At 47.8% G+C, this 24,682-nt stretch carries 16 protein-coding genes; 1 reads left to right on the forward strand and 15 read right to left on the reverse strand.

Annotation, left to right across the window (positions count from 1 at the left end):
- Nucleotides 1-103: 103 nt before the first annotated feature.
- The 12 genes from KJW29_RS14985 to KJW29_RS15040 all read right to left on the reverse strand — a co-directional run bounded on the left by KJW29_RS14985 (nucleotide 104) and on the right by KJW29_RS15040 (nucleotide 15,496).
- Complete coding sequence (locus tag KJW29_RS14985; RefSeq protein ID WP_214630389.1) at nucleotides 104-2,179, reverse strand: hypothetical protein; 2,076 nt, start codon at nucleotides 2,177-2,179, stop codon at nucleotides 104-106.
- Nucleotides 2,180-2,208: 29 nt separating this feature from the next.
- Nucleotides 2,209-3,093 carry a carbohydrate ABC transporter permease gene (locus KJW29_RS14990; RefSeq protein WP_214630390.1) on the reverse strand — a complete coding sequence of 295 codons (885 nt, stop codon included), beginning with the start codon at nucleotides 3,091-3,093 and terminating at the stop codon, nucleotides 2,209-2,211.
- Nucleotides 3,094-3,110: 17 nt separating this feature from the next.
- On the reverse strand, nucleotides 3,111-4,010 hold the full coding sequence (locus tag KJW29_RS14995; protein ID WP_214630391.1) for an ABC transporter permease: 900 nt from the start codon (nucleotides 4,008-4,010) through the stop codon (nucleotides 3,111-3,113).
- 84 nt (nucleotides 4,011-4,094) lie between these two features.
- Complete coding sequence (locus KJW29_RS15000) at nucleotides 4,095-5,780, reverse strand: extracellular solute-binding protein (RefSeq protein WP_214630392.1); 1,686 nt, start codon at nucleotides 5,778-5,780, stop codon at nucleotides 4,095-4,097.
- Between the two features lie 266 nt (nucleotides 5,781-6,046).
- Nucleotides 6,047-6,424, reverse strand: a complete 378-nt coding sequence (locus KJW29_RS15005) for a sensory rhodopsin transducer (protein ID WP_214630393.1) — start codon at nucleotides 6,422-6,424, stop codon at nucleotides 6,047-6,049.
- A gap of 13 nt (nucleotides 6,425-6,437) precedes the next feature.
- Nucleotides 6,438-7,634, reverse strand: a complete 1,197-nt coding sequence (locus KJW29_RS15010) for a M24 family metallopeptidase (RefSeq protein WP_214630394.1) — start codon at nucleotides 7,632-7,634, stop codon at nucleotides 6,438-6,440.
- A gap of 189 nt (nucleotides 7,635-7,823) precedes the next feature.
- Entirely contained in the window at nucleotides 7,824-9,308 is a 1,485-nt protein-coding gene (locus KJW29_RS15015; protein WP_214630395.1) for a hypothetical protein, read from the reverse strand.
- On the reverse strand, nucleotides 9,308-10,159 hold the full coding sequence (locus tag KJW29_RS15020; RefSeq protein ID WP_214630396.1) for an amidohydrolase family protein: 852 nt from the start codon (nucleotides 10,157-10,159) through the stop codon (nucleotides 9,308-9,310). Before KJW29_RS15020 ends, KJW29_RS15015 begins: the two co-directional genes overlap by 1 nt.
- Nucleotides 10,156-10,941, reverse strand: a complete 786-nt coding sequence (locus tag KJW29_RS15025) for an amidohydrolase family protein (protein ID WP_214630397.1) — start codon at nucleotides 10,939-10,941, stop codon at nucleotides 10,156-10,158. The genes KJW29_RS15020 and KJW29_RS15025 overlap by 4 nt, the downstream gene beginning before the upstream one ends.
- Nucleotides 10,942-10,954: 13 nt before the next feature.
- Complete coding sequence (locus KJW29_RS15030; RefSeq protein WP_214630398.1) at nucleotides 10,955-12,001, reverse strand: phosphotriesterase family protein; 1,047 nt, start codon at nucleotides 11,999-12,001, stop codon at nucleotides 10,955-10,957.
- A gap of 98 nt (nucleotides 12,002-12,099) precedes the next feature.
- The gene (locus KJW29_RS15035; RefSeq protein ID WP_214630399.1) at nucleotides 12,100-13,755 is read right to left on the reverse strand and encodes a response regulator transcription factor; all 1,656 of its coding nucleotides are present in this window, start codon (nucleotides 13,753-13,755) and stop codon (nucleotides 12,100-12,102) included.
- Complete coding sequence (locus KJW29_RS15040) at nucleotides 13,730-15,496, reverse strand: sensor histidine kinase (protein WP_214630400.1); 1,767 nt, start codon at nucleotides 15,494-15,496, stop codon at nucleotides 13,730-13,732. The genes KJW29_RS15035 and KJW29_RS15040 overlap by 26 nt, the downstream gene beginning before the upstream one ends.
- A 246-nt stretch (nucleotides 15,497-15,742) precedes the next feature.
- Here KJW29_RS15040 and KJW29_RS15045 point away from each other — a divergent pair, with 246 nt between their 5' ends.
- Nucleotides 15,743-16,639 carry a 3-hydroxyacyl-CoA dehydrogenase family protein gene (locus KJW29_RS15045; RefSeq protein ID WP_214630401.1) on the forward strand — a complete coding sequence of 299 codons (897 nt, stop codon included), beginning with the start codon at nucleotides 15,743-15,745 and terminating at the stop codon, nucleotides 16,637-16,639.
- Between the two features lie 128 nt (nucleotides 16,640-16,767).
- On the opposite strand, the gene KJW29_RS15050 is transcribed toward KJW29_RS15045, so the two are convergent.
- The 3 genes from KJW29_RS15050 to KJW29_RS15060 form a co-directional block, all read right to left on the reverse strand.
- Nucleotides 16,768-20,592, reverse strand: a complete 3,825-nt coding sequence (locus KJW29_RS15050; protein ID WP_214630402.1) for an S-layer homology domain-containing protein — start codon at nucleotides 20,590-20,592, stop codon at nucleotides 16,768-16,770.
- 113 nt (nucleotides 20,593-20,705) lie between these two features.
- The gene (locus KJW29_RS15055; protein ID WP_214630403.1) at nucleotides 20,706-23,303 is read right to left on the reverse strand and encodes a winged helix-turn-helix domain-containing protein; all 2,598 of its coding nucleotides are present in this window, start codon (nucleotides 23,301-23,303) and stop codon (nucleotides 20,706-20,708) included.
- Between the two features lie 152 nt (nucleotides 23,304-23,455).
- Nucleotides 23,456-24,682 (reverse strand): EAL domain-containing protein, encoded by a 1,227-nt coding sequence (locus KJW29_RS15060; RefSeq protein WP_214630404.1) that lies wholly within the window; start codon nucleotides 24,680-24,682, stop codon nucleotides 23,456-23,458.

The raw sequence follows: 24,682 nt of genomic DNA on the forward strand, positions 1-24,682 counted from the left end.
ACCGATGAATTATTAGCCTAATTATAAAAGTGAAACTTTATAAATTCTTATAATTTAAAAAAACCGCTCGTTCCCCAATAGGGATTCCGAGCGGCTGCAGCGTTCATTGTGGATATACATCTATGAGGGTAACCCCGCCGGGTTGAAGCTTGACCTCAAAACTTTGCTTATACGTTGACCCGCCAACATATTGATGAGTGAGTCCGCCTGTTGCCGCATCCTTGTAACGGACGGGCAGAATAGGAAAGCTGGAGACAGTCCGCGTATCCGCGACAGGCTCCTTCATCGTAACAAAAGCGCGCCGGTAATGGACGTCGTTGTCATTAAACAAGTAGAGCCGGATTGTGCCATCCTTAAGCCGGTATGCCAGATAAGGTTTATCGCATGTTAACGGACAGTCGCCGATATCGAGAAGGAGACGGGCAAGCGCGTCGCGAAAGCCTGTTGTTACCTTGACGAATGGCAGAGTGTCGACAAGCGTATAAGGGAAATCCGGCGCATCGGCTGGATCGCCTTCCAGATTCGGTTTGCCGTCATCTTGAGTTAGCAGAGCTTCGATTGCCGCACGGGTATCATCATCCGGCGATGCGCCGAAAGCGAAAACAGTCAACGGCCGATTGCTAAAGCGGTCCGCGAATAGAATGGTTGGCTGGATACCGTAAGCAGCAGGCTCGAAGCCTGCATGAGCGGTACATACAACCGCTCCACGATCGTATGCCGCTACTTTGCGTTGTTCTTCGAGAGACAACATATCAAAGTCAGGAACCAGCAATGTACCGGTAAACGAATCGAGATCCTCCGAACGAACGCAAGCGCCGCAATGGGTTCCGGCCTTCGCAAGCTCGTAGAACAGCTTGAAAGGTGTAAATCGGCGTGTTTGGATATATTCGGCCAACATGTTCTCGTAAGCATGGTCGGACCAGAGCATCGTAGGCGAGAGCGTTCGATCGACATCTGCGGAGAAGGCGATTTCCATGCGTTCTCGTTCCCAATCCCAATCGGCGCGTTTGATTCCGTCGCCGAGACACAGGAAATAACCTTCAAGGGCACGTCTCGAACCGCCATTCTCTGCAAGTTGGTAGGCCATCATTGTATAAAGATCACGTTCGTGCAGACAGGGCACATGCTTCATCATGTCCCATTCCTCAGTTGCATCCTGCAGACCAACCATCGAAACCAGATGTCCTTGTCGAATATGTGCCGCAGTAATCGGAGCAATAGCCATATAGCGGTGGAAATAGTAATCTTGCGTATCCCACGGAGACGCGATAAAACAACTGGTCGGCAAAATATTGGCGGTGAGGTAATCAACGCCGGCATTCATGATCCGAGCCAAATCCGTTCCAAGACAATATTTCGTCTCGAATGGATCCGTACAGTACATGCCAAGCACCATCACTTCGCGTCCGATTGCGTGAACGCGCGCGCAGATTTTTTTAAAGAAGCTTTCCCAACGCCAGCACATAAATTCGATCCACTCTGCACGGACATTTTTCCAAATCCAGTCTGCGCGGGCGTCCTCTGCTTCCGCTTCATCATTTCCAAGCGACGCAGCAATACCATCAGGCAAAATCAGCCCTGTATGGTCGATGAACTGTGTAACCATATCCGTCGAGTAGTCGCCATGATAGATGTTTCCGCTTGGGCTAAAACCGTCCGCAAGATGTATGCCTTTAAATCCGTAATCAACGAGCGTGCGGCAAAGCTGCTCTACGAAAAAATCCTCGTAGTAAGCGCCATTTTTAAAGCGTTTGAGCGCAAATAACCCGCGCCGTTTGCCGCCCCTTGTATGAAACTGTAATTCTGGGTGATCGCTAATCCATTCTTGGTGAAAGGAATCTCCGATGGACACTCCCATGATGCCCGCGTACATGCCGGTTCCTCTGTCAGACAAGTTTCCTGAAAGGTCGCGAAGGTTATAATTCGTCCAAGGCTGCCTTTCACGTTCCGCATTGCGCGGTATGCCGTAATAAGCGCAATTATCGGCTGGAAGTTCGTATTCCTCGTCCATGCCTTTGTACTGATTGACGAAATCGGGGTGGAACAGCAGCGCACATGCGCCATCGGGAAGAAAGCCGGTTTGGTCTAAAAATCTCGCAGCCCCGCGATCGGAGTCCTCTCTATCGAAACCCAGCAATTGCATCCAGATAAAAACCTTTCCGTTCTTGAGCTTCTCCACAACATTCACTCCTAATATCGTTAATAGATTTACCCTTTTACGCTGCCCAATACGATTCCTTTAATAAAGTATCTTTGAAGAAATGGATAGATGAGCAGCACCGGGAGGCACGCGGCAAATATTTGTGCCGACTTGGATGTCTTATCCGAAATACTGGACATCAATATCGCATCCTGAGGCGACAATTGACTAAGCTCCCTGCCTATGACAACTGTCTGCAAATAGCTGGTTAAAGGATAATTGGTTGGATTATTCATTAAAATGAGCCCGTCAAACCACGCATTCCAATGCCCTACAATACTAAATAGCGTAAGCGTTGCAAGCGCAGGGGCCGAGAGCGGCAAGAATAGTTTGAATAGAATAACCCAGTGATTGGCGCCGTCAACAAATGCTGCTTCTTCAATCTCCCTAGGCAAATTACGAAAAAAATTAAGCAAAAGAACGACATTAAACACCGGAACTGCTCCAGGAATAACCAAAGCCCATATCGAATCCAGCATGCCTACAGACCGGATCGTCATATACCAAGGAATAAGACCCCCGTGAAAAAGAATCGTAAACACGAATACCCACACATAAATGGTTCGAAATCGAAAGCTGTTTTTTTCTTTGGACAATGGATATGCCGCTAATAGGGTCAGCAACATACTAAGCGATACTCCCAGTACGATTCTCTTTACGGAAATTAACATGGAGTCGAGAAATTGTTGTTTTCCAATGACATATTGATAGGATTGGAAAGTAAAATCAATGGGCCAGAACGTAACCATTCCCGCATCGGCCGCAGAAGCGCTGCTGAGAGAAATAGCTAACACATGAATTAACGGCAAGACGCATGTTACAGCGAGCCCAATTAAAAACACATATATAACCACAGTTGCGACTTTTTCCAATTGTCCCGCATGAGCATTCAATGTTGTTTCCTCCAAACTTAGAAAATGCGATAATTGGCAAATCGATAGGCACACCAGTACGAAATCGATATTAATATTAATGAAACAACGGATTTAAGCAGCCCTACAGCTGTTGAAACGCCAAAGCTCATCTCCACCAAACCGGTTCGATAGACCAGTGTATCTATGATATCTCCCGTCTCATAAACGACAGGACTATAAAGATTAAAGATTTGATCGAAACCGGCATTCAGTATATTCCCCATACTTAATGTTGTAAGCAGAACGATAATGGGCATCATCCCCGGAATGGTAACATGCCATGTTTGCTTCCAGCGATTTGCTCCATCCGCTTTGGCCGATTCATACAGAGCGGGATCTATACCTACAATGGCAGCAAGGTAAACAATCGTGCTGAATCCAAATTCCTTCCATGCATCGGATATAACCACGACGAAACGAAACCAGTTATTGTCTCCCAGGAAAAAGATAGGATCTACACCAAAGGCGAATTGAAGAAATTGGTTCACAATCCCCTTCATTGATAGAATGTCAATCAGAATGCCTGCCAGCACAACCCATGATAAAAAATGCGGTAAATAAATGAGGGTTTGGATGCCTGAACGGGTAAGCTTGTGATTGACTTCGTTCAACAATATAGAGACAATCAAGGGCAACACAATTCCTACAATAATTTTCATCACCGCAATGATAACCGTATTCCACAGAACCTGAATCGTATTCGGCAATTTGAACATAAATTCGAAGTTATCCCAACCCACCCACTTCGAACCTGTTATCCCCAAAGCAGGATAAAACTTTTGAAAAGCAATAACTACGCCGGTCATCGGTACATAGGCAAATAGGATTAGAATAAAAAGTGCTGGAATAATCATCACATGAAGGGGCAATTCTCTCGCCCAGTTCCTATATCGCATATTTAACCCCCTTCGTCATAGACAAGGGCGAAAGGATGTTTCGCCCTTGCTATACTTAATAATGCAAGCAATGAATGCTCATTGTTATTGCATTTGCTTCCACTCATTCACTTCTTTAGTAATCTGATCTCCACCCAGTGCATGCCAATCTTTAACGAATTTATCAAACTCGTCAATTGAAACTGCACCCATTATGATTTTTGTAAATACTTCGAGTTCCATCGTTGCCAAAGTAGCTGATTTATCCGTCATGGACGGCGTATTGCCGCCATAGAAACCGTCGTTTACAAATAAGCCTTTATCCATAATATCGAAAAAGATTTTCCAGGCGGGATAATACAAAGACCAACCATATACGCTGCCTTCGTTATTAATCGCTTTCAAACGATTATCCCAAAGCAATTTTGCTGTCGGGTCCATAGCCAAAGTCTCATCATTGGCGTCAACGGCATCTATAAACTGCTTAAACGGAAGATCGGTTGCGTCATTCGAAAATACGGGCGCCAGCTTCCATAATTGAATGCTGCCATCCTCCGGGTCATACATGAAACGATCGTATGTCTCCTTGCCGGCATCTTTACCTACCGTTTTTTCAAAGACATAGTTGAATAATTTGACGATAGCTTCCGGATGCTCGTAACCTTTTCTGACCACGTAATACTCAAGAACAGGCGCATTCAAGCCAACCTTAGCGGGTTCATTGTCACTAGACGGCAGCGGGTATGGCACCCATTCGGAATTTGGATCATTATCTTTTAATTGATGCGGACCTAACTGGCCAAAGAAATGCGCGCTATTGATCATTCCTACTTTTCCCGAAGCGATCATCTCGATTGTTTTGGCTGCGTCTTTGACCGTAAATTCGGGATCAATAACCCCTTCAGAGTACAGCTGTTGCAACGCTAGAAGGGCTTCTTTGGCTTCCGGTTGTGTACTGCCATACACAAGTCCGCCATTATTGTCTTCAATCCACAACCCCGGATAAGCATGAAAGCTATTAAAAAAACCAGAAGCTGATAATCCGCTGTTTTTAACTGTATTGTCAAATGTGAAACCATACGTATCCTTTATGTTATTGCCATCCGGATCATCATTTGTAAAAGCCTTTGCTATATGAATAAAATCTTCTATTGTTTTAGGCTCTGGCAGATTTAATTTCTTCATCCAGTCCGCCCGAACCCAGATGAGCGGGCCGCCTGCTCCGCCGATCGCGGATGCCGTATTAGGCAGAGCATATAACTTTCCGCCAACCGACGACTGCTCAAGCGCAATCCCGTCTCCGACAGCAAACTGCTTTTTTGTTTCTTCCGAAGCGTATTGATCGAATATTTCTGTTAAATCCGCTATACTGTCGGTTTCGACCAGTTGTTGCAGCTGTTGGCCGTTGACACGCATTAAATCGGGCAAATCCCCGGAAGCCATCGTCACGTTCAGTTTGCTGTCATATTGGCCAATATCCGCGCTCCATTGCACTTTAATGTCAATTCCCAATTCTTCTAGAATCGCATCGCTCCACACGTTTTTTTCATAGGTTTGACCACTCGGCAGATTCATGCTTGCATCAATTCGTCTTACCGTAGTCATCGAAATAGGCGAATCATATTTGCCTAAAGGATCGATCGCAACCGTTTGTTCGGAAGTTGCCGACGGTGCTGGCGACGATGTCGCTTCGCTGCCTTTGTTCCCATTTTTGTCGTTCGAACAAGCAGACAGCGCCAACACGCATAACACAAATATAATTGATGTAATAACGATCCTTTTTCTCTTCATGCTTTTTGCCCCTTTGGAATTGGATTTATCAAAGGAAATATCCTTGATATGTTTAAAATTATACAAGCGGGTATTACCGCTAACCACTTTCTAATTTCCACATTTAATATCTTCTGTCCACCTTCTGTCCACTACCTTATATTGCGTGTAACCCATGCAAATATCCGATATGAATAGAGAACGCAAAGAAAGGAATTTGAACGCTCGAACCAGGATTATCATCCAAATAAGCGGCAAATTCCAATCTTCGCATCATATTGAACGGGTTACTCCGAGTATCCCATCATTCCTATATACGCCAAATTGGGTTGGGCAATATCCATTCTGCCATACTGAATAATGACTTCAATATCGCTGCGGAAACGAAGGGAATATTGGACTTGTCTATCCAGTGCGATCCCGCCAATCTCTTCAGGATGATCCATGCGAATACACTTGACTCTTCTGGCACTTACGTTTAGCTTGATATCTTGGTCGGGCTCTCGATCTTCATAAAAAATATCCATAAATATAGTGGCATCCGTATCATGACAATTCAGTATCATAATGGCTTCATGGCCTTCAAGCAAATCTTGATCCATTTTTCCCTTATATGGCAAATATCCATCAATTACATACCAGTTCCGGGCGCCTTCTTTGTTCATACCCCATTCCTCCTCAGTTCACCGATATTTCCCTGGTGGCTCTCCATGTCTTGCTTAGATGTCTGACCAGCTTCGACATCGATTCATAACCGTTATCGGTAACCAGAAGACTTTCTTCAATACGGTTGGAGCCATGTGGATGGCCAAATAAACTGACATCCGTATTCACGGTCATACCTGCAGTAAATATCGCGTCAGAATTCTCGTCCGGGTACGGAGATTCGGCTTCCGCCAAGCCGCAACCGTGGAGCGGCGGGTATAAATCATACTGCGTCATTCCATGCTTCTGGAAACAGTCTTTAACAGCGCGTACCACATCGCTCTGCTTGGCGCCGGCTTTAATCCGGGCAAGCCCGCTTTCCTCCGCTTCGACGAGAACATCGATAAATGACTTCTGTTCTTCGGTCATAGTCCCGGCGACAAACGGAAAGTTCACGGTTGCTATATACCCCTCGACTTGTACAGCTATAGCAGCCAGGATCATGTCTCCCTCTTCAATCACTTTGCTCGAAGGCCGCCCGATAATCGTCTTGACCCGATCTCCGCTGGTAATCAGACAGAACGGCATATGTTCCGCTCCTTGACGTGTACATTCGCCATAAGCCAGCGAAGCCAGTTCCAGTTCCGTCATCCCCGGCCTTACCTGTTCGATCATTAACTTATAGCCTGCATCGGCAATTCTTGCGGCCTCCTGCAGACAAGCAATCTCGTTCGCCGACTTGTTCATCCTCAGCTTAAATAACATATCAGCCCCATCTACGATTTCAATCTCCGCAAAACCGGACTCGATGATGTTCATTAACGGCACGGGAATCGCATCTATACCCGCCACCCCCAGCTTCTGGAGAGAATTACTTTCCTGCAGCTGCTTGCAAATTGCGTTCAAGCTCGTATAATGAGCGAGCGGGTACTCAATATGATCGGGTACAGTTACACAATTAAATTCGGGCAACAGTCGAACATCCGGCCAAACGCTCATTTCACGACAAAACATTTCTCCTTCCGGCGCGGCTAAAATAATGGGATCGCCGCTGAGCGGAACAATGACCGCCCCTCGTTCGAATAAAGGCCAGTAGTTGCCCATATAACGCAGGTTTTCCTTCCTGTACTCGTCACCGTAAATCAGGCAAGCTTGCAAATCTTGCTCTCTCATGAGTTCTCTTAAGTTTTCGATTCTAGTAAGAAATTCTTTATTGGGAATTTTAATCAAATGTATCCCCCTCCTCAAGTCCATACTTTAGGCGTGTCTGAATGCTCCGAGGGTAGCAGATTTTGCCGAATTTCCGTTCCATGCAAGGAACTTTTGTGAAGGCGTACCGGGGGTACGTCAAGCAAAAGTGACGCAGCAGGGGGCGGAAAGGCGGTGAAAGATGCTCCTGAGCGAGTTTTCAGACACGCCCTAATAGATCACTTTTCTTATTCCCATAAAATCGGCAATCATCGATAGTTCCTCCGTAAGGTCGCCGTATGCAATAATACAGTGATGAGCAAATCCCTCCTTGATAAGCGTAGTCAAAAATGGCTTGATTGGAGTATCAAACTTTACAACGCCTGTAATTTCCTCGCAAGGAATGTTAGTTGGAATATGCAAGGCCTCGCCTTTTACTATAAGCATTTTATAACCTTCCGCATCAATGATCAGATGACTAATCGTCACTGCTCCGGGCTTAAGGGTATATTCGAAACCAAAGCCCGCTCCCTGCAATCCCCATTGTTCAGGCGAACGGTTAACCTTAACCGTATTTCTGTCGGTTGCGTAATTGGTGTTCGCATAACCATGATGGACCATGAGCAGAGCATTCAGCTCCTCATCATATTCGCCCCACTCGGCATAAGTAGGCATTTGTCCGCTGAGCTCATTCATGATGGTCATGATGATCAGACCATGTACATCTCCTTCGGTATTCACGATATACTTGCCTTCCTCATGGATCATGGTATTGGCCAAGTACGAGGTCGTTCCCGTTTTCTGTTCCACATAATGCTGACCGAGCAGCGTAAGCGCATCCAATCGGAATCGCTCAAGCGTTCTCCGAAGCGCTACGTAAAATCTTGATGATTGATAGACATCGTTATCGCTTAGTCCCACGATATTAAACCTGCTCTTCGTTTCTGCTTCGATCATTTTAATTTCTTCATCGTCAGCTTGGCTAAACTGATCGAGCAAATGGTCGACCTGAATGGCAATAATATTGGGCCCCAGCGTTCCCTTTATCATCGTCTTGTCGTATTCGAAATCGTACATGCCTCTGAATACATGACCAATAACACCGATATTCGTATTTTTTAGTTGTTGAAAAACCTTGTATGCCCGTATATACTTCTTTATTTCTCCGTAGGCCGCCGTATCGTGGATTGAACCAACAACAACCTTTAAGTCGGGGTACCATCCCATCTTTCTAAATGTGGCTGCCAATTGAAGACTGGCGATTAAAGCAGAATTTCTAAGGATATTTTCATAATTGGTTTGCAGATTTATTTTATTGCTGGTTTGCGTATTGAACAGGATAACCGGAGCATGGCGAATATGCTCCAAAGCCTGGATAGCCATATAATCCGGGCAATAGGTGCCTGCAACATATACGATTATATCGACTCTTTCTTCAGCCAGCTTCTTCCCCGCTTTATCGGCTGTGTCAAGCGTATCAATTAAACCTGGCCAGATAACTGCATCTTGATCCAGAACCTCGCATAAATGGGTATAGACGCAAGTCATATCCTCATTTACATTGGCTCTCATGGTTCCGGGGAACATTCGCCAATACTCGAAGAAACCAACCGTGAGCACACCGATCTTCAATGAGCTGTTCTTCTCTTTTAACGTCAATAAATCTCCGAATGTATTCCCTTTAGCCGTTTCAAACGACTCTATGATATCTGACATTAACGATTCAAACCTTTCCTAAGTTGTTTTTTGGCCTGGATGCCCTCGAGCAAGCGAGTTGCGTTATGATGGATAATATTTTCGATATCCTGATCGCTAATGCCGGATAGGAGCACGCTGCCCAGCATATAATGGGGGTCATACCAAGGGAAATCGGTTCCAAACAACACCTTCTCGGAGGATGCTTCCTGCACCATCTTTAAGACAACCCCATTAAGACGTCCGGTATCGCACAATTCCAGGTAAACATTAGGACGTTCCTTGGCAAGCGAAATCGCATAATCCGTTTCCCCGGGCGCGGAATGACCCAGAAGGAATTGAATATTCTCATATTCGCGTGACAGCTCTGCAATCATCTGCGGAGGATTATATGGACTATGTCCCCAAGTATGCGAAAGAAGCAATAAACCACGTTCGTTCGCAAATTCATATATTTTGCGATACTTCTCCCCGTTAAGCGGATATTTGTGATAGTCTGGAAGAAGTTTGAACCCAACCAAACCTTCGAAGCTATCGAATTGTTCCAGATCACGATCCAGATCATGATCGTAATGCGGATTTACCGCATAATAGCCATAAACCTTCCCGGGATATTCGCGCATAGCAGCACGGATATCCGAGTTGCCGCGTATAGGATCAAACAAGGCACTATGCGGCGCCGAGATAATCCACTCGATATTCTGTCTGTCCATCGCCTTGATCATCGTTTCCAATTTCGCTTCAGGCAAATAAGTGCCGTAAAAAGCACCCATATGGGTATGCATATCAATGATCGAAATGCTGCTCAAGCGGCCCGTTTCAAAAAACTCTTTCGCCAGAAGCGATTTACTGGTCATTGTTTGCAAACTCATAATTTCACCTCACTTAGCATTCTTTCCGCATTGCGATAAGCGATGTTCTCCAGATGTTCCTTTGCAATGCCCGATCCGAACAGCGTCGCTAGCGGGCCGCCTATCCCATTGCTCGGAAATTCAGAACCGAAGAGCAAACGTTCCGAACCGAATTTATTGCATATTTCCCTTATCTCTCCGGCTGTCTGCATATCTCCGGTCTCGATATAAAAGTTTTTGTAAGTTTTGAGCAACGGAAATGTCAGCCGAGAATGGCTCCACAAGCCGTAGTTATAGAGAATAATCGTAAGATCCGGGTATTCCTGCAACACTTGGTATATGCCATCCCATCCCTCGCTAGACGACAGGTAAAGCGGAATTCGGGCAGCAACGAGTTCTTGCAAAAGATCACCCATAACAACGCCATTCAACAAATATCGGTTGCGTTCCGGATATGCCCTTAGCAATTTCACGCCACTGGCTTTCATGGCTGGGAATAAATGTTCTGGTGCGTACTGTTCTTCCGTAATGGAAGGCAGGATTGTCCATGTAGGAAGTAAACGTTCCGGCGCTTTAGCCGTTTCTGCAATCAATGCCCGGTTTCCATAATCCGGATCGACATCCGCCATCGTATTGTGAGCAACTATTGCACGGTCAACGCCGCAATCGTCCATCGCAATTAACAATTCCTCCGCGTCCCGCACTTGTTTCACTTTTTCACGAACAAGCAAATGTTCATGATTGACGACCTCATAATTAATCGTTTTGTATCCAATGGAGCAGCTGCAATCGATAATCCGCATTTTCTTCCCCCTTTTATTCGAATGGATTGTCCAGAAATGTGGCTGGATTGTCGCACATCATCATCCTGATTTGTTCTTGTGTTATCCCTTCGTCTTCCATCATCGGCGCAATGTTCGTCAGTATATGGTCGAACCCCCAGCCTCCATATTGGTGCAAACAGGTTTTCAGACAGACATCGTTTGATACCAGTATTTGCGACAGATAACCTTCGTCAATTAACTGCTTGATCGCTTTTACACGCTCAATGTCTCTTGCGAACAAGCCCTGCAGTATACTTCTGTGCCTTCTGTCTGCATAAAACTCCTTGCCGAAATTATCAAATTCGATATATACCCCTTGCTGAAGCAACGCTCTCAAATAATCCATCCGCAAATCAACATCGATGTGGTTAATGCATATTTTTTCAGTTGAAGCTCCTTGCTCCTTAAGAATCCGGATGACCTCATGCCCTGTTGTGCCCCACAAATAGGTATGCACATGCAGTCCTAATCCCGTTTCCCGCTGAACTAACCCCGCTGCCATCAACGACTTTTCCTCATTGGGATAGATGATTTCGCTCGTGCCGATTTCGCCAATCACTCCTGCTCTAATATTCGTCCCGTCTATCCCGTATTTGATCTCCGCCAGCATTTCTTCTGCGATATCCTCCATTGTTTTTGCATCCATATCCGGAGGGTGGGACGCATGGATATAATAACCGCAGCCGGCAACAATTTGGATCCCCGTCTCCCGCGACAAACCTGCAAGCAGTACCGGATCTCTCCCGATATCGCGAAGGGTTAGATCAACAAATGTGCCTCCGCCCGCTTTTTTAAAGGCCAGGAGCTCATCCCTGACAACCTTCTCGTCATCGATCACGGCATTATCCAGAACAGCATATGGATTGCGCGACAAGTGACCCAAATTAGTCAAACTTACTTTTTCTTGTGCCATCGATTTGGCTGAGATCGTTTGCGGCGATGGCACAAGATTGCGTAAATCAATAAACGCATGCTCGTGAGGCAGCACCCAGCCGAGATTATCTTTGTCTACCTTGCCGGTTACTGTCATTACAGACATGGGCAGTCCTCCCTGCATATTTAAGCTTCAAGTCGCCTTACATCATTTATTATAGTTAGACTGTTCGAACTCGGACTACTCACCGATTTCCACTTTTCCTATCTTCTGTCCACCGAATGGATCTCCCTATATTCCTGAGGCGTCATTCCTGTAGCCTTGCGGAAAAATCGGTAGAAATACGGTTCTGACAAAAATCCGACGGCGCTTGAAATCTCATAAATTTTCAAGGATGTTTCTTTCAGCATGGTTTGCGCGTGCGCCAACTTTGTTCGGCTAATATAGCCTGACAAGTCCTCACCCGTACTTTTTTTGTATAACCGGGATAAATACTTTGAATTATGCCCTACGACATCGCCAATTCGCACGAGCGACAGATCTCCGTCCAGATGATGCTGGATGTACTTCTGCACTTTGTTTATTACGATATTTTCCTCATACTCCATGCCTACTTTCTTTTCGGCGAATATAGCCGACGATAACTCCTTGAAAAAGTCGCTAATGTCTTGCCATGATGAATGCGCTTCCAAAGTTATCAACTTGCTTATATTCGATCGATATCCAATCTCTTCCGTAAAATAGCGATTCATGTGAGAAAGAAATATCGGAACCAACGAATAATAGATTTCTTGTTCTACCATAGGTTCATTTGCATGGCCGGTACCTGTAAGCAGAATGTCGGACAATACCGTTTCAAAGTTTTCCTTTTGCCCATTCTGAAGATACAGCTTCAACTGATCCAACTGTTTACCAAGATGATTGTCATTTAACGATGTTAGCTTGGGCTCGCAAGCTTTTTCTTCTTTATCCTGATATACCCATAGAAACTCTGATCCCAGACCAAGTCCCCGCGACATCCATTTCGTACATTGCCCGTACACATCGCTAACCTTCGGCCACGAAGTCGGTTTTTCTTGCAAAATGAAAGAAAGCGCCGTACCCAATAAATCCTTGCAGGTTTGTTGAATGAGCTCCAGACTCCCCATTAAAAAGTTTTTGCTGTCTGCCCAAGTAACGAATTGGTTTGATGCGGGGATCTTGGGTTGAATAAACCACATCATTCTGCTATGGTTCAGTTCAACCGGAAGGAAGGTGAGAGATGACTGCAAGTACTCTTGAGCTACATTCTGTATACTGTAGACTAATAAGTTGCGATCATAAATACTGTATTCCTCTCGAAATCTGTCAACCCTTACCAAAACCAGCATGACCGGCTGGTCTGCATGAAGCGGGATTTGCAGCTCGTAGAAATGCTCGGCAAGTCTTGATATCGAATATAAATCCCCTTGCAATAGATGTTGCAAGAACTCCTTTTGCAGCAAAGGGATTGTCTGACGCAACTGTTTGCTTGCCTGCGCGATCAATTCTTGCATCTTGACTTCTTCTTTATTAAGCTCTATCGCCTTTTCCACAGCCTTGAATATAACTTCATCGCCTTCGCCTTTGAGCACATAGTCGATCCCTTGATTCCGCAAAGCATCTTGAATAAATTGAAATTCACTGAACCCGGTAAGAATAATAACTTTGCAATGCGGCCATGCTTGATTGATTCGTTTCTGCAGCTCCAGACCATCCATTTCAGGCATTCCTATGTCAGTAATGACGATGTCCATTCTTATTTGCGAAAGCAGCTTTAATGCCTCCGCTGCGGAATGAGCGCCATATACTTCTAATGGCAGCATATCCTGCTGCACAAATAAATCCACCAACCCGTTCACGATAATGGATTCATCATCCACGATTAATAGTCGATTCACTTTCATCTTCCCCTCTATTTGGAATTTCGATCGTTACTTTCAGTCCCCCCAGCTCGCTCCTCTCAAACTGCAAGCCAAATGGTGCGCCAAAATAGATTTGAAGCCTGCGATGAACATTGATCAACCCTGTTATTTCTTGTTCATTCATTCCTTCTACCAGCAGGCTTCTCAAATGATTTAAGGTTGTATCGCTCAACTCGCTGCCATTATCCTCCACCGATATCAAAAGAGTATCCTGTTGCGTTGTGGCGATATTCACTTGTAGAACGGCGTTGCTTCCTCTTTTCTCCAGCCCGTATTTGTAAGCATTTTCGATGAGCGGCTGAATGATCATTCTAGGCACTTTGATCTTCCGATAGGACTCGGGAAGCGTGGGCCATTCTATTCGGATACGATCTGCAAAACGTATTTTTTGAATTTCTATGTACACATTTGCATGTTTCCATTCTTCATCCAAACCAATCTCGTTGATTCCGGTTCGTGTCAGGAATAAAAAATATTTGCCTAAAAGATCTGTAAAACGCGTCACATCCGGCAAGCCATACGATGCGGCCATTCGATGCAGCATAAATATAGTATTATACAAAAAATGAGGATTGATCTGAGATTGCAATTGCTTTAATTCTGCTTGTTGGGACAAAATACGCTGCGTATACACTTCATGGATCAGCTCTCGCAACCGATTTACCATCAAATTGAATTGGCTGTACAAATACTGAAATTCATCGTGTTTATCATGTCGCAACGCCACATTCAGATCGCCAACTTCTACTCTGCGCAATGCACGAACAAAAACCTGAAGCGGACGATGGATAATGAGATACATGCGATAAGAAAAAAATAAAACGACAAATATGGCGGCAATCGATAAAAACCAGAAAAGATAGGTAAATCGATTGAGAACTTTAAAAATCTGTCGTTCAGGAACGGCTACCAACAGCGTTGTATCCAAATATTTAGAGCTTCGATAGGCGCCTAGATAGGATTGTTCATCCAATGACATATTATAAAATCCGCTTCCATGAAGAAACGTATTTCCTTCCAAAACATCCTGAAAATCAGCAGCTAACTTCACGCCGCTTGAAGTATTGGATAACATCCAAGTATTGGAATTATCGATTAGAAAGTACTTTCCATCTTCTTTTGCCGTTATTTGCACCAGAGTTTGCTTCATCCGTTCGGGGGACAATATGATTTTAAAATAAAAATTCGATCTTGCGCCGGAGTAAGGGGGATCATACAAAGCGAGAATTAATTGTTCTTTCCACACCACGATTCGGGGACTTCTATTGGCATTTGTTTCACGTATCATCAACATTTCGTCTTCCTCCATTGGTTCTAAGTAGCTGGAAGCTCGAATTGTTTTTTGAATATTAGGGATGTAAATTTGAACATCTTCTATAAATCGACTCGACTCTTTAAACATAAAAAGCTTATTAGACAATCGTTTAATCGCTGCAAGTCGCTCATATTGCGTTAAGGCAATCGAAACCGTGCTCAGCTTCTGCAAATCTTCATCGGCCAAATAATCCGTTTTCAACTGGGCGATATGATTAATTTCGGAATCAATCAATTCCGAGTAGGAACTGATTCGCGATTCCATGGAACTTGCAATTTCATTACGAAGGATAGAGCCGCTTGTATGATTAATCGTGAAAACCAAAATATAGATGGGCAATATAACAATCAGAAAGAGGAACAATATACGCAGAAAAATATTAGGATTTCTTAGAATACTCAAATTTCTCAACTCCATCTGGCCCGTTTTTGAGTTGTAATATTTTTGGTATCATACAAAATTATATCGCCTCCATTTTCCTTACGACACTACCTTTTTTCCACTTCTACTATCTTCTTTCCACCTGCGAGTTTGGGCGAAAAAGGGTATATATAGATATTTCGAATAAATCGTATTCTATAAATCTATTATGACTATATTATAGTTTTGAGTAAAATAATAACATGCGACAGACCAAGGAGGATTCGAATGATCGAGCGAATCGGAGTTTTAGGAGCGGGAACGATGGGGTTGGCCATTGCCAGCTTATTTGCGGAGCATGGTTATGAGGTCTCTCTGTACGAGCCCAATGATGAAATGTTACGCAGCGTAAAAAACCGACTGAACAAAGGGACCTTAAATATCCAGTTAACAAATAATTTCGAGAAAGCGGTTGCAAAAGCTGATCTCATTATAGAATGTGTTCCTGAGCAGCTTACAGTCAAACGCGAGGTTTATAGGCAGCTGGCCTCAGCAATTAGGCCTGAGGCGATCGTAGCCTCAAACACCTCAACCTTCCCTCTTCAGACATTGGCGCAAGAACTGCCCTTTGCTAATCAAATGGTCATTGTCCATTTTTTTAATCCGGCGCATCTAATTCCGTTAGTCGAAATGGTTGGCTTGCCCGACACACCGCCATCGATCCTGGAAGAGCTCGCGGCTCTGCTGCGGAAATGCGGAAAAACACCCGTTGTGCTAAATAAGGATATCCCTGGCTTTATCGCGAATCGACTACAAGCTGCTTTAATGAGAGAAGCCTGCTACTTGCTGGACAACGGCGTAGCCAATGCCGCGCAAATCGATACGGTGGTAAGCGAAGGACTTGGACTTCGATGGGCAATAAAAGGTCCATTTGAGATTGCAGACCTGGGAGGGCTTGATATATGGGCCAAAGTGACCGGACAACTTTTCCCAGCATTAAGCATCAGCACCGATACTCCCGGAACAATCGAGAAGATGGTCGCTTGCGGAGATCTCGGAGTTAAGAGCGGCAGCGGCTATTATCAGTATGACGATCCCGCCGCCGCCGCAGCGGACATGAACAAAAATCTACAGCGCCTGATTGCTTTGAAACAGACTTGGAATGATGAGCTAAATGACAACTAATTATGTCGTAACCGGCGACAGAGCCGCCACTAATGATATCCGAGCATGTCATGATGAAAACGTACTAACCCAGTAAATGGAGAACCATATGATTCGTTCTATACGAAAAAATGGTCCTCCTATTTTCTCTACAACAATCGCCCAATAATCGATGCCGCTTCCGCACGGGTCGCGTGAGCCTGGGGTCTTATCGTGTTGTCCGGGTAGCCGGTAATCAGTCCGCTTTCCGCCGCGGCGGCGACTGCTTCCCTCGCCCATTTCGAGATTTTGTTTTGATCCGCAAAAGTACTGACGGATCGCGTATTCTCCAATTGCAGAACATTCATAATCATCATCGTCATTTGCTCGCGCGTAATGGGATCGTCGGGGACGAACGTATTGTCGTTATAGCCGTGAACAACCCCGTAAGCATGAGCCGTCGAAACGGCATGCCTGGCCCAATGGTTCGCCATGTCGTTAAACGTCTTGCCTTCTTTATCGGTATAATCCAGTGCTCGAACCAGAATCACGGCGAATTCTGCCCGGGTAATCTCGCGATCGGGCATGAAGCTGCCATCGATATAACCGTGCAACGCGCCTTTTTCCGCCAATTTCACAATGGACTTCTCCGCCCAATGACCCTGGATATCTGTGAAACGGACGTCTGACTCAGCCTTTTCTTCGGTTACCGCAATGACTGCGAATTTGGTGAAATGGTTGGTCGTACCGCCTGCGATACCTTTCTCCCAATCGACTTTACGATTATCCAATGGCATCCACTGACCTGTTTCTTCATTAAGCCAGCATAGAAGAACGACTTCCGTACCATCATCCCGTACCGATTCGACATCAAATTGTAAATGGATGCTAACGTCTTTATCAAACTCTCCAGCTTGATCCTTCGTAACTTCGATAACTCTGCTCACCAGTCGTTGTCCGTCGGACAACGGCAGTGTATTCGGATCGGCAACCTCGGTAATCTTCAAATAGAATGTACGGCTGATGGCATCCGCTGGGAAGAAGATTTGACCCCCGTCAAAAGTTACCGTTCCTCCGTTCATTCCTACCAAATAAGTACCCTTCGGCAGTTGATATCCGCCTGCTCCTGAATTTCCGCCTTCGCTTCCCGTCCGGGACATCAACCGGAACCGATCCGATACCCGAACGCTCTCGTTGCCCGCAGCATCCGACACCCGAATATGCAGGTACCAGTCGCCGTCTACGCCGCTTTTCGCCAGGCTGGTTCCACTTACGAACGGCGTCCAGCCCGAAGACGGGGTCGATGTATCCGTTGTCCAAACATATTGCAGCGTAGACGCGTTCACGCCACTCGCCGCATCATCTGCCGTTACCGTTGGCGAAGCCGATGCAGCTTGCGTTTCGCTGCCGCTTGGATCATAGACAACCGATGGCGGCGACTTATCGATCTTCACTTCCAGCTCAACGGATACGATATGGCCCGCTCTGTCCGTAACTTGGAAGGTAACCAAGTTGGTCCCTTCCTCTGTTATCACGATTGGAGAACCGTTCGTATAAGCTTGCTCCAAACCCCCGTTCAATGTATAAAAAAACTCGGCCATGTCGTCGGTGTCGGCTCCCGCCTCGACATTGGCGATTACGGTCACGCTTTGGTTTGTCCAACCCCCGTCCTCATAGTCGCTGGCGTCCGCTTTCTTCATCATGATTCCGATCACCGGCAGCTTATATACATTCTTGCCCGCCAAGCTGCTCAGCGGGTTGCCTGCCAGATCGACGATATTGCCCAAAAGAGCATCGTAGGAAAAAATAACTTCCGCCCCTTGCTCGAACGCATCGGATACGGTAAAGGCAAGAGTCTTCGTACTTTCGCCTTCTACATCGATAATAGTTGTGCCGACTCCGTCGGATTCTATCATGACCCCATCCGCGTCCGTCAAGCGAACTTCTTCATCGAAGTGGAGGAGTATGCGATCAGGCTGCTCGACATCCATTACCGCGCCGACAACTGTCGGGGGAGCGACATCCCGTCCGATATTGCCGATAATACCCCGCAAAGCGGGATAAACCTTTCCTTCCTCGATGGTCCAAATATGAACGAAATCCCAATCCGGCTCAAAAGTTGCCCGTTGTTTCATCTCCGCCGTCGTTCGGGGAGTGCCTTTGTCGGCATCGCCGTGACCGGATGTCTGGCTATTGTAACGACCGGAAATGACGGGTTCGAAATTTCTTCCCACCAATCCGCCCGCGCTGCCCTCGGCAGCCGTGACTTTGCCTGCGGCGTAGGCGCGATTAATGGAGCCGACATTCCGCCCCGTCAGTCCCCCGACTTCAGAGCTGCCGTTGACGAACCCGGTACTATAAGCGTCGTTGATCGCGCCCCTCTCGTTGCGCCCAATCAAACCGCCAACGGCATATTGACCGGCAATGCTGCCGGTCGCGAAGGACTGACTGACGATGCTTCCGATATTGTTCTGTCCAACCAATCCGCCAACATTATTGGTTCCGCTAACGTCGACCGATGAATAGGCTTGTGCAATTGTACCTCCATAGCTCTCGCCGACCAGAGCTCCCGTGGAATATCTCCCGCTGACGAAGCCGCCTTCAAGCCCCACATTTCTTACGACGCCGCCGGCGCCGAGATAGCCGAACAGGCCTACGAAGTCGGTATCCGGCCGGTCAATCACCATATTTTCGATCAGATGGTTTGAACCGTCGAACTCTGCGGCATAAGGATTGCTCATGCTGCCGACCGGCGCAAAGCCGGAGCCTTCTCCGGAACCGGTCGCCCACATGTCGGAGCGGCTGTTATCCGTGAACACGGTCCCGAAATCAATGTCCCGGGCCAAAGTATAATTCACGCCAGGATTCATCGTCATTAATTGCAATTGATGCGTATTCGTAATCCTCTGCGACCACTCGGAACGCAGAAACGGCCGAGTCGAACCTTCGATCATAAACCAGACATTAGTGAAATCCCAGCCGGAATAGCTGTTTGGTACAAGAGCCTGCATCGTGGCGAGACCAGTCGATGGGCAAGTTACGCCGTAACCATCGGTATTGTTGCCGCAAGCGCCGCTCTGTCCGGCAGCCTCCTGATCCCAGAAACTTTGTTCGATTAACGCGCCATTATTGCTGCCAACCAGACCGCCGGCGTAACCGCTGCCTTTAACGGCGCCGCTGGCGTAAGACTGCCGTATTAAGCCATAATCCGTCATCCCTACCAGCCCGCCGGCCGTATCTATACCGCTGACGGCGCCGATCGCATAAGACCGAATGATAGTGGAACCGAAGTTACTCCCCGCCAAACCTCCCGCATGCCCCCCGCTGGCGTTAACCTCGCCCGAGGCATAAGAACGGATAACATCCGCGCCTTCCAGATCGCCTGCAAGCCCGCCAACGACGGCAGTACCGCTAACAGGGCCAGTTGCGTAAGAATCGCTCACCGCGCCGTCATGTCGTCCCGTCAAGCCCCCTACATAAACAGAGCCGTTAACAGAGACGCTGGAGTAGGATGAGCTGATCGAGCTGCCAGCGACGCCGTACCCTACGACTCCGCCTGTTGCGCTATTCCCGATAATGGAGCCTTCAACGAGGCCGACGTCTCTTACAACTCCTCCGGAGCCGACGATCCCGAACAGGCCGACGAAATCGGTCGCGGGGCGATTGACGGAGAGATTCCGGATAATATGTCCCGCTCCGTCGAAAGTTCCGGTGAACCGGCTGGCGGCATTGCCGTTGCCGCCGACCGGCTCGAAACCTTCGCCGTTGTTCCAGTCGGCCGTCTCCGAGGCGTCGATATCCGCCCCGAGCTTATAATGCGACGTCATATTATTCCGCACGGCGTCCAACTGTTCCAGCGTCATAACTATATAGGGATTGACTGGTGAACCATCCCCGGTCATTGCGGCATCCGGGGCGGCGAAAACCTGTAACGGGAAAATACCCGTCACTAACAAAATGATCGTTATACATGAGAGGAATTGCTTTAGCTTCATTGGATCCTATCCTTCCTTTTGTCGCTCGATAGCGTCGATCTATAACGAATTATATCGAAATCCGCTATCCGGCGAACCTAACCGCGGTTATAGGACCGGTTATAGATGAGCCGTTACCCCTGCAATTCTTTGCCCCGTTTAATCGCTTCTATACGGTTCTTTACCTGGAGTTTGCTGTAGATGCGATTGATATGCGCCTTCAGAGTACCCATGCTGATACCAAGCGTTCCGACGATCGCCTGATTGTCCATCCCTTCCTCCATATAGCGAAATACCGTATACTCCTTCGGAGTCAGCAAGGACTCCAACGCAGGGGGTGATTCAATGGACAAGAGCTTGGTTCCACCGTAACATGACAAAATTTTGCGCACATAGGCGAGCGAAGGCGCGTTGTTGTCCCGGATATTTCCTTTCTGCCGCTGCCCGATGTACTCCGAAAGCAGCTCCGCGACTCGCTCGCCTTTGTCTACGAACACGCGGACATAATCGTCGGGTTTGCCGTATTTCAGCGCCTCCTCCAACTTCAGCAGCGCCTCCTCCGGCTTGTCCGCTTGACGCAGCATGATCGCCTGAAAAATTTGAATGTCCAACGCTTCCATCGGACGATGGCCTTTCACCGCTATCAGGAGCAGCTTCTCCAGTAGAGACCACGCCTCCTGTCGATGACCGGTCTCCATCAACACCCTGCCGAGGAAAATATAAACGAACAATTGGTAGACGGATACCGGATCATCCGCCGAGAGCCTGTAGCGCTCCATCCACCGGACAGCCGCGGAGGGATCCCCCTGATCCATCCGCAGGGCGGACATCTCCGCTTCGATCAGGATCGACGCGGCTTCCGCTCCATCCTCCAGCGACCTTCGGCCAGCCTCCTCCAGCCATTTCTCGGCTTGCGCGAAGTCTTGCCTGGCTTTGCTGATTCGCGACAGGAACAAGCTTGCGGGAACATACACCTTCTCCGGCTGATAATGAGTCTGGCTGTTGCCCGCGAGCCCCAGCTTCAAATAATGCTCCGCCTGCTCCAGCTCGCCCCTTTCGTAAAACAATTCTCCATAACAAACCAGAATCGAATCCTGCAGGCCCATCAGTCTCATGAAATCGATCATGCTCTTGAAAAAATTGTCCGACAGCTCCCTTGGCAAATGTTTGCCGCGTTTGCCATTGTACGATCGGTAGATGGATGGAGCCAGAGGCATGTAGGGGGATGCGAAAATCAAATCCGTTCCTTCCGGGCTATGTCGAAGCGACAGTCGGATGTATTCCAGTCCCGAAATCATATCCATATCGTACTGGGTCGCCTTGAAATTCCGGACGAAATACAAATAACCCAAATAGCGATTCCTATCCTTCAGGCTCCAGCTTGCCGAAGAGGTCTCAAAGTGCTGCTCGGCCAGTTGCAAATGTTGTTCCGCCAGATCGAGCTCATGTGCCCACAACAAGGAGAAGATGTACGAAAAGTAGAGATAGGGATGCTGCATCAGCAGTTGCTCGGGGATGGCAGACAGCCATACTCTGAGCGCCTGAAATTCCCTGCGAATCATAATGCTCCGCATCTGTTCAAGCAGACGTATGGCTTCCGTATATTCGTATCCGGCCAGGTAATAGTCCACGGCCTCCTCCAACAGCTCGTGCGACTCGCACCATACCGCAGCCGCACGGTTCAGCTCTTCCGTCTTGCCGGGATCGCAGCGTTTTTGCTCCTTCTTCAGAAACTCGCAGAATAGATGATGTAATCGAAACCAGGTCTTGTCCTCATCCAGCGGGATGAGGAACAGGCCGGCGTCAACCAGCTTCGCGAGCTTCTCCGAGCCGTTCTCCCCGCCTACCGCTTCGCTCAATGGTCCATTCATCCTCTGAAGTACAGATATGTTCATCAGAAATTGCCGGGTGGGACCATCCAGCGCTTCGAAGACTTCCTCCAGCAGAAACTGCTCGACATGGTTGCCGTTCCCGGAATGGCTGAGTCCGAATTCCGCCGTCCAATCTCCGTAACGCAGTGACAACGAAATCAGCTTCAGTCCCGTCACCCAGCCCTCGGTTATGGCCAGATGCCGCTCAACTTGCTCCCTTCGCATCTCCTGTGCTGCAAAGATCCGGAAGAAGTCCACCGTCTCCCGCAGATCGAAGCGAAGCTGCTCGACGTTAATTTCCTGGGTCCAGCCCCGACTGATCCATCTCGCCTTCGATAAGCCGGCCAAGCTCCGGCTGGCGAATATAAGATGCACGGAAGGCGGCAGATACTCCAGGAAATACGAAACGGAAGCGATAATGTCCTTATCGGTGATGACATGCCAATCATCCAGCAAGATTGCCAGCGGCTCCCGCACACTGTTCAATTCATTTAGCAGGGCGACGAGAAACGGCTCGTACTGGCCGGGGCTCAATGTAGAGGCAACTACCCCAATAGAATCGGGCAAGCTCCCGAGCGCCTGCTCGAGCGCCTTCGTCATGTAGTTCCAGAATCGAACCAAGTCATTATCCTTGTCATCCAGCGACAACCATCCGACTGCCGCTTGTACTTGCCGAGCCCAATCGGCGATTAAAGTCGTTTTGCCGTAGCCTGCCGGAGCGATAAGGAAAGTTGCCTTGAAGGATAACCCTTCATTTAATCTCGCTATCAAATGGGGGCGGGGCACGGAATAAGACAGGGGCTGTGGTATATGCAGTTTAGATAAGAGCACCGTATAGTTGTCGTTCTTCTCGCGGCTCATGAAAACCATCCTCGTCACAGTTTCTATGTATTTTACCATTCTACACCTATTGCAACTGTAGGGGGAGACTTCCGAAAACCTTGGAAAAGAAAAAACAGCCTCGCCCATAACGGAGAAACTGGTCATTTTCTATCGTAACAAAGCTCATGCAATCATGACGGAAACGGCGCCGGCCGTCCCAGCAGATAACCTTGCGCGAACGGGATTCCCATGTGGAGCAGCTTGTCCAGCTCCTCCTTGCGTTCGATGCCTTCGGCAATCAATTCCGCGCCGATCTTGCCGGCTACATCCTGCAGCGTCGTCAGGATATGCTCCTTCACTTCGTCCTTATGTATGTTCTGAATGATTGACCGGTCTACCTTCATGTAATCCGGTCTCAGCTCCACGATGGATTGCAGCGAGGAATAGCCCGCTCCCACATCGTCGATCGCGATGCGATAGCCTTGGCTGCGATAATGCTGAAGCGCCTTCTTAACGGAAGGATAGTCTTCGATGGAGCTGCGCTCCGTAATTTCGAAAACGACCTGATGCGGGGACAGATGATGCTCCTCCAGCAGACTGATCGTGCGGCCCGGCGAGAAACGCGGGTCCTCCATAATTTGCGCCATGACATTGATAAACAGCTTCTGTCCTTGTCCAAGCCTCAAACATCCGTCGATGGCAAGCTCCCGCGCCAGACGATCCAGCCGATAGACGCCGCCGCTTTCCTCCGCGAACCGGAATAGATCCATGGGACCCCGGAAGTAGTTGTTGACGGGCAGACGGGTCAATGCTTCATAGCCGAACACTTCGCCTTGCTTAAGCGAGAAGATGGGCTGATAGACGGGGTATAACGATCTTGCGGTTAGCAGTTCCTTAAAATAACTGTCCCGAAGCAACCGTTCGGCGCCGCCCTCGACTTGGGCGTTTACGATCGCCTGCTTCAGGGCTTCGTAATACAGGCCGTCTACGCATGATTCCGACTCGCATGCCAGAGCGCCTAATCCGACACGAAGCTTGCCGCCGGGATGAAAGCCTGACAGTCTCTCCCGCTCTTCGCGGAAGGCTAGTTCAAGTCTGTTCGCCGTCCGTACCGCATGCGCGCTCAATTCGTACTCCGGATGTTCTTCGTCGTTCGAATGGAATTGGAACGAAATGAACAGGTCATTCGCCAACCATTGATGTTGACCCCGAACGTCAGAAGAAGGTACGAAGTCGCCGATCGAACGTTCAGCGAAGCTTGCCCAAGCTTGCTGCAGCTCTCCACGCTCTGTCTTGCTTGTCTTCGCATCCGGACTTGTCCCGTCCCACATTAATCCGATCACGGCCAAGTAGTTACGCCGCTGCGGCTGGGCTGAAAGGCCTCTTCGCCCGCTCCCCCATACTTCGTGCTGCTCCAT

The sequence above is a fragment of the Paenibacillus agaridevorans genome, assembly GCF_018604145.1.
Taxonomy (GTDB): Bacteria; Bacillota; Bacilli; order Paenibacillales; family Paenibacillaceae; genus Pristimantibacillus; species Pristimantibacillus agaridevorans.

Coding starts and splice junctions, on each gene's coding strand:
- KJW29_RS14995 (WP_214630391.1), bottom strand. CDS start 4,010: ATGCGATATAGGAACTGGGCGAGAGAATTGCCCCTTCATGTGATGATT.
- KJW29_RS15000 (WP_214630392.1), bottom strand. CDS start 5,780: ATGAAGAGAAAAAGGATCGTTATTACATCAATTATATTTGTGTTATGC.
- KJW29_RS15005 (WP_214630393.1), bottom strand. CDS start 6,424: ATGAACAAAGAAGGCGCCCGGAACTGGTATGTAATTGATGGATATTTG.
- KJW29_RS15015 (WP_214630395.1), bottom strand. CDS start 9,308: ATGTCAGATATCATAGAGTCGTTTGAAACGGCTAAAGGGAATACATTC.
- KJW29_RS15020 (WP_214630396.1), bottom strand. CDS start 10,159: ATGAGTTTGCAAACAATGACCAGTAAATCGCTTCTGGCGAAAGAGTTT.
- KJW29_RS15025 (WP_214630397.1), bottom strand. CDS start 10,941: ATGCGGATTATCGATTGCAGCTGCTCCATTGGATACAAAACGATTAAT.
- KJW29_RS15030 (WP_214630398.1), bottom strand. CDS start 12,001: ATGTCTGTAATGACAGTAACCGGCAAGGTAGACAAAGATAATCTCGGC.
- KJW29_RS15045 (WP_214630401.1), top strand. CDS start 15,743: ATGATCGAGCGAATCGGAGTTTTAGGAGCGGGAACGATGGGGTTGGCC.
- KJW29_RS15050 (WP_214630402.1), bottom strand. CDS start 20,592: ATGAAGCTAAAGCAATTCCTCTCATGTATAACGATCATTTTGTTAGTG.
- KJW29_RS15055 (WP_214630403.1), bottom strand. CDS start 23,303: ATGAGCCGCGAGAAGAACGACAACTATACGGTGCTCTTATCTAAACTG.
- KJW29_RS15060 (WP_214630404.1), bottom strand. CDS start 24,682: ATGGAGCAGCACGAAGTATGGGGGAGCGGGCGAAGAGGCCTTTCAGCC.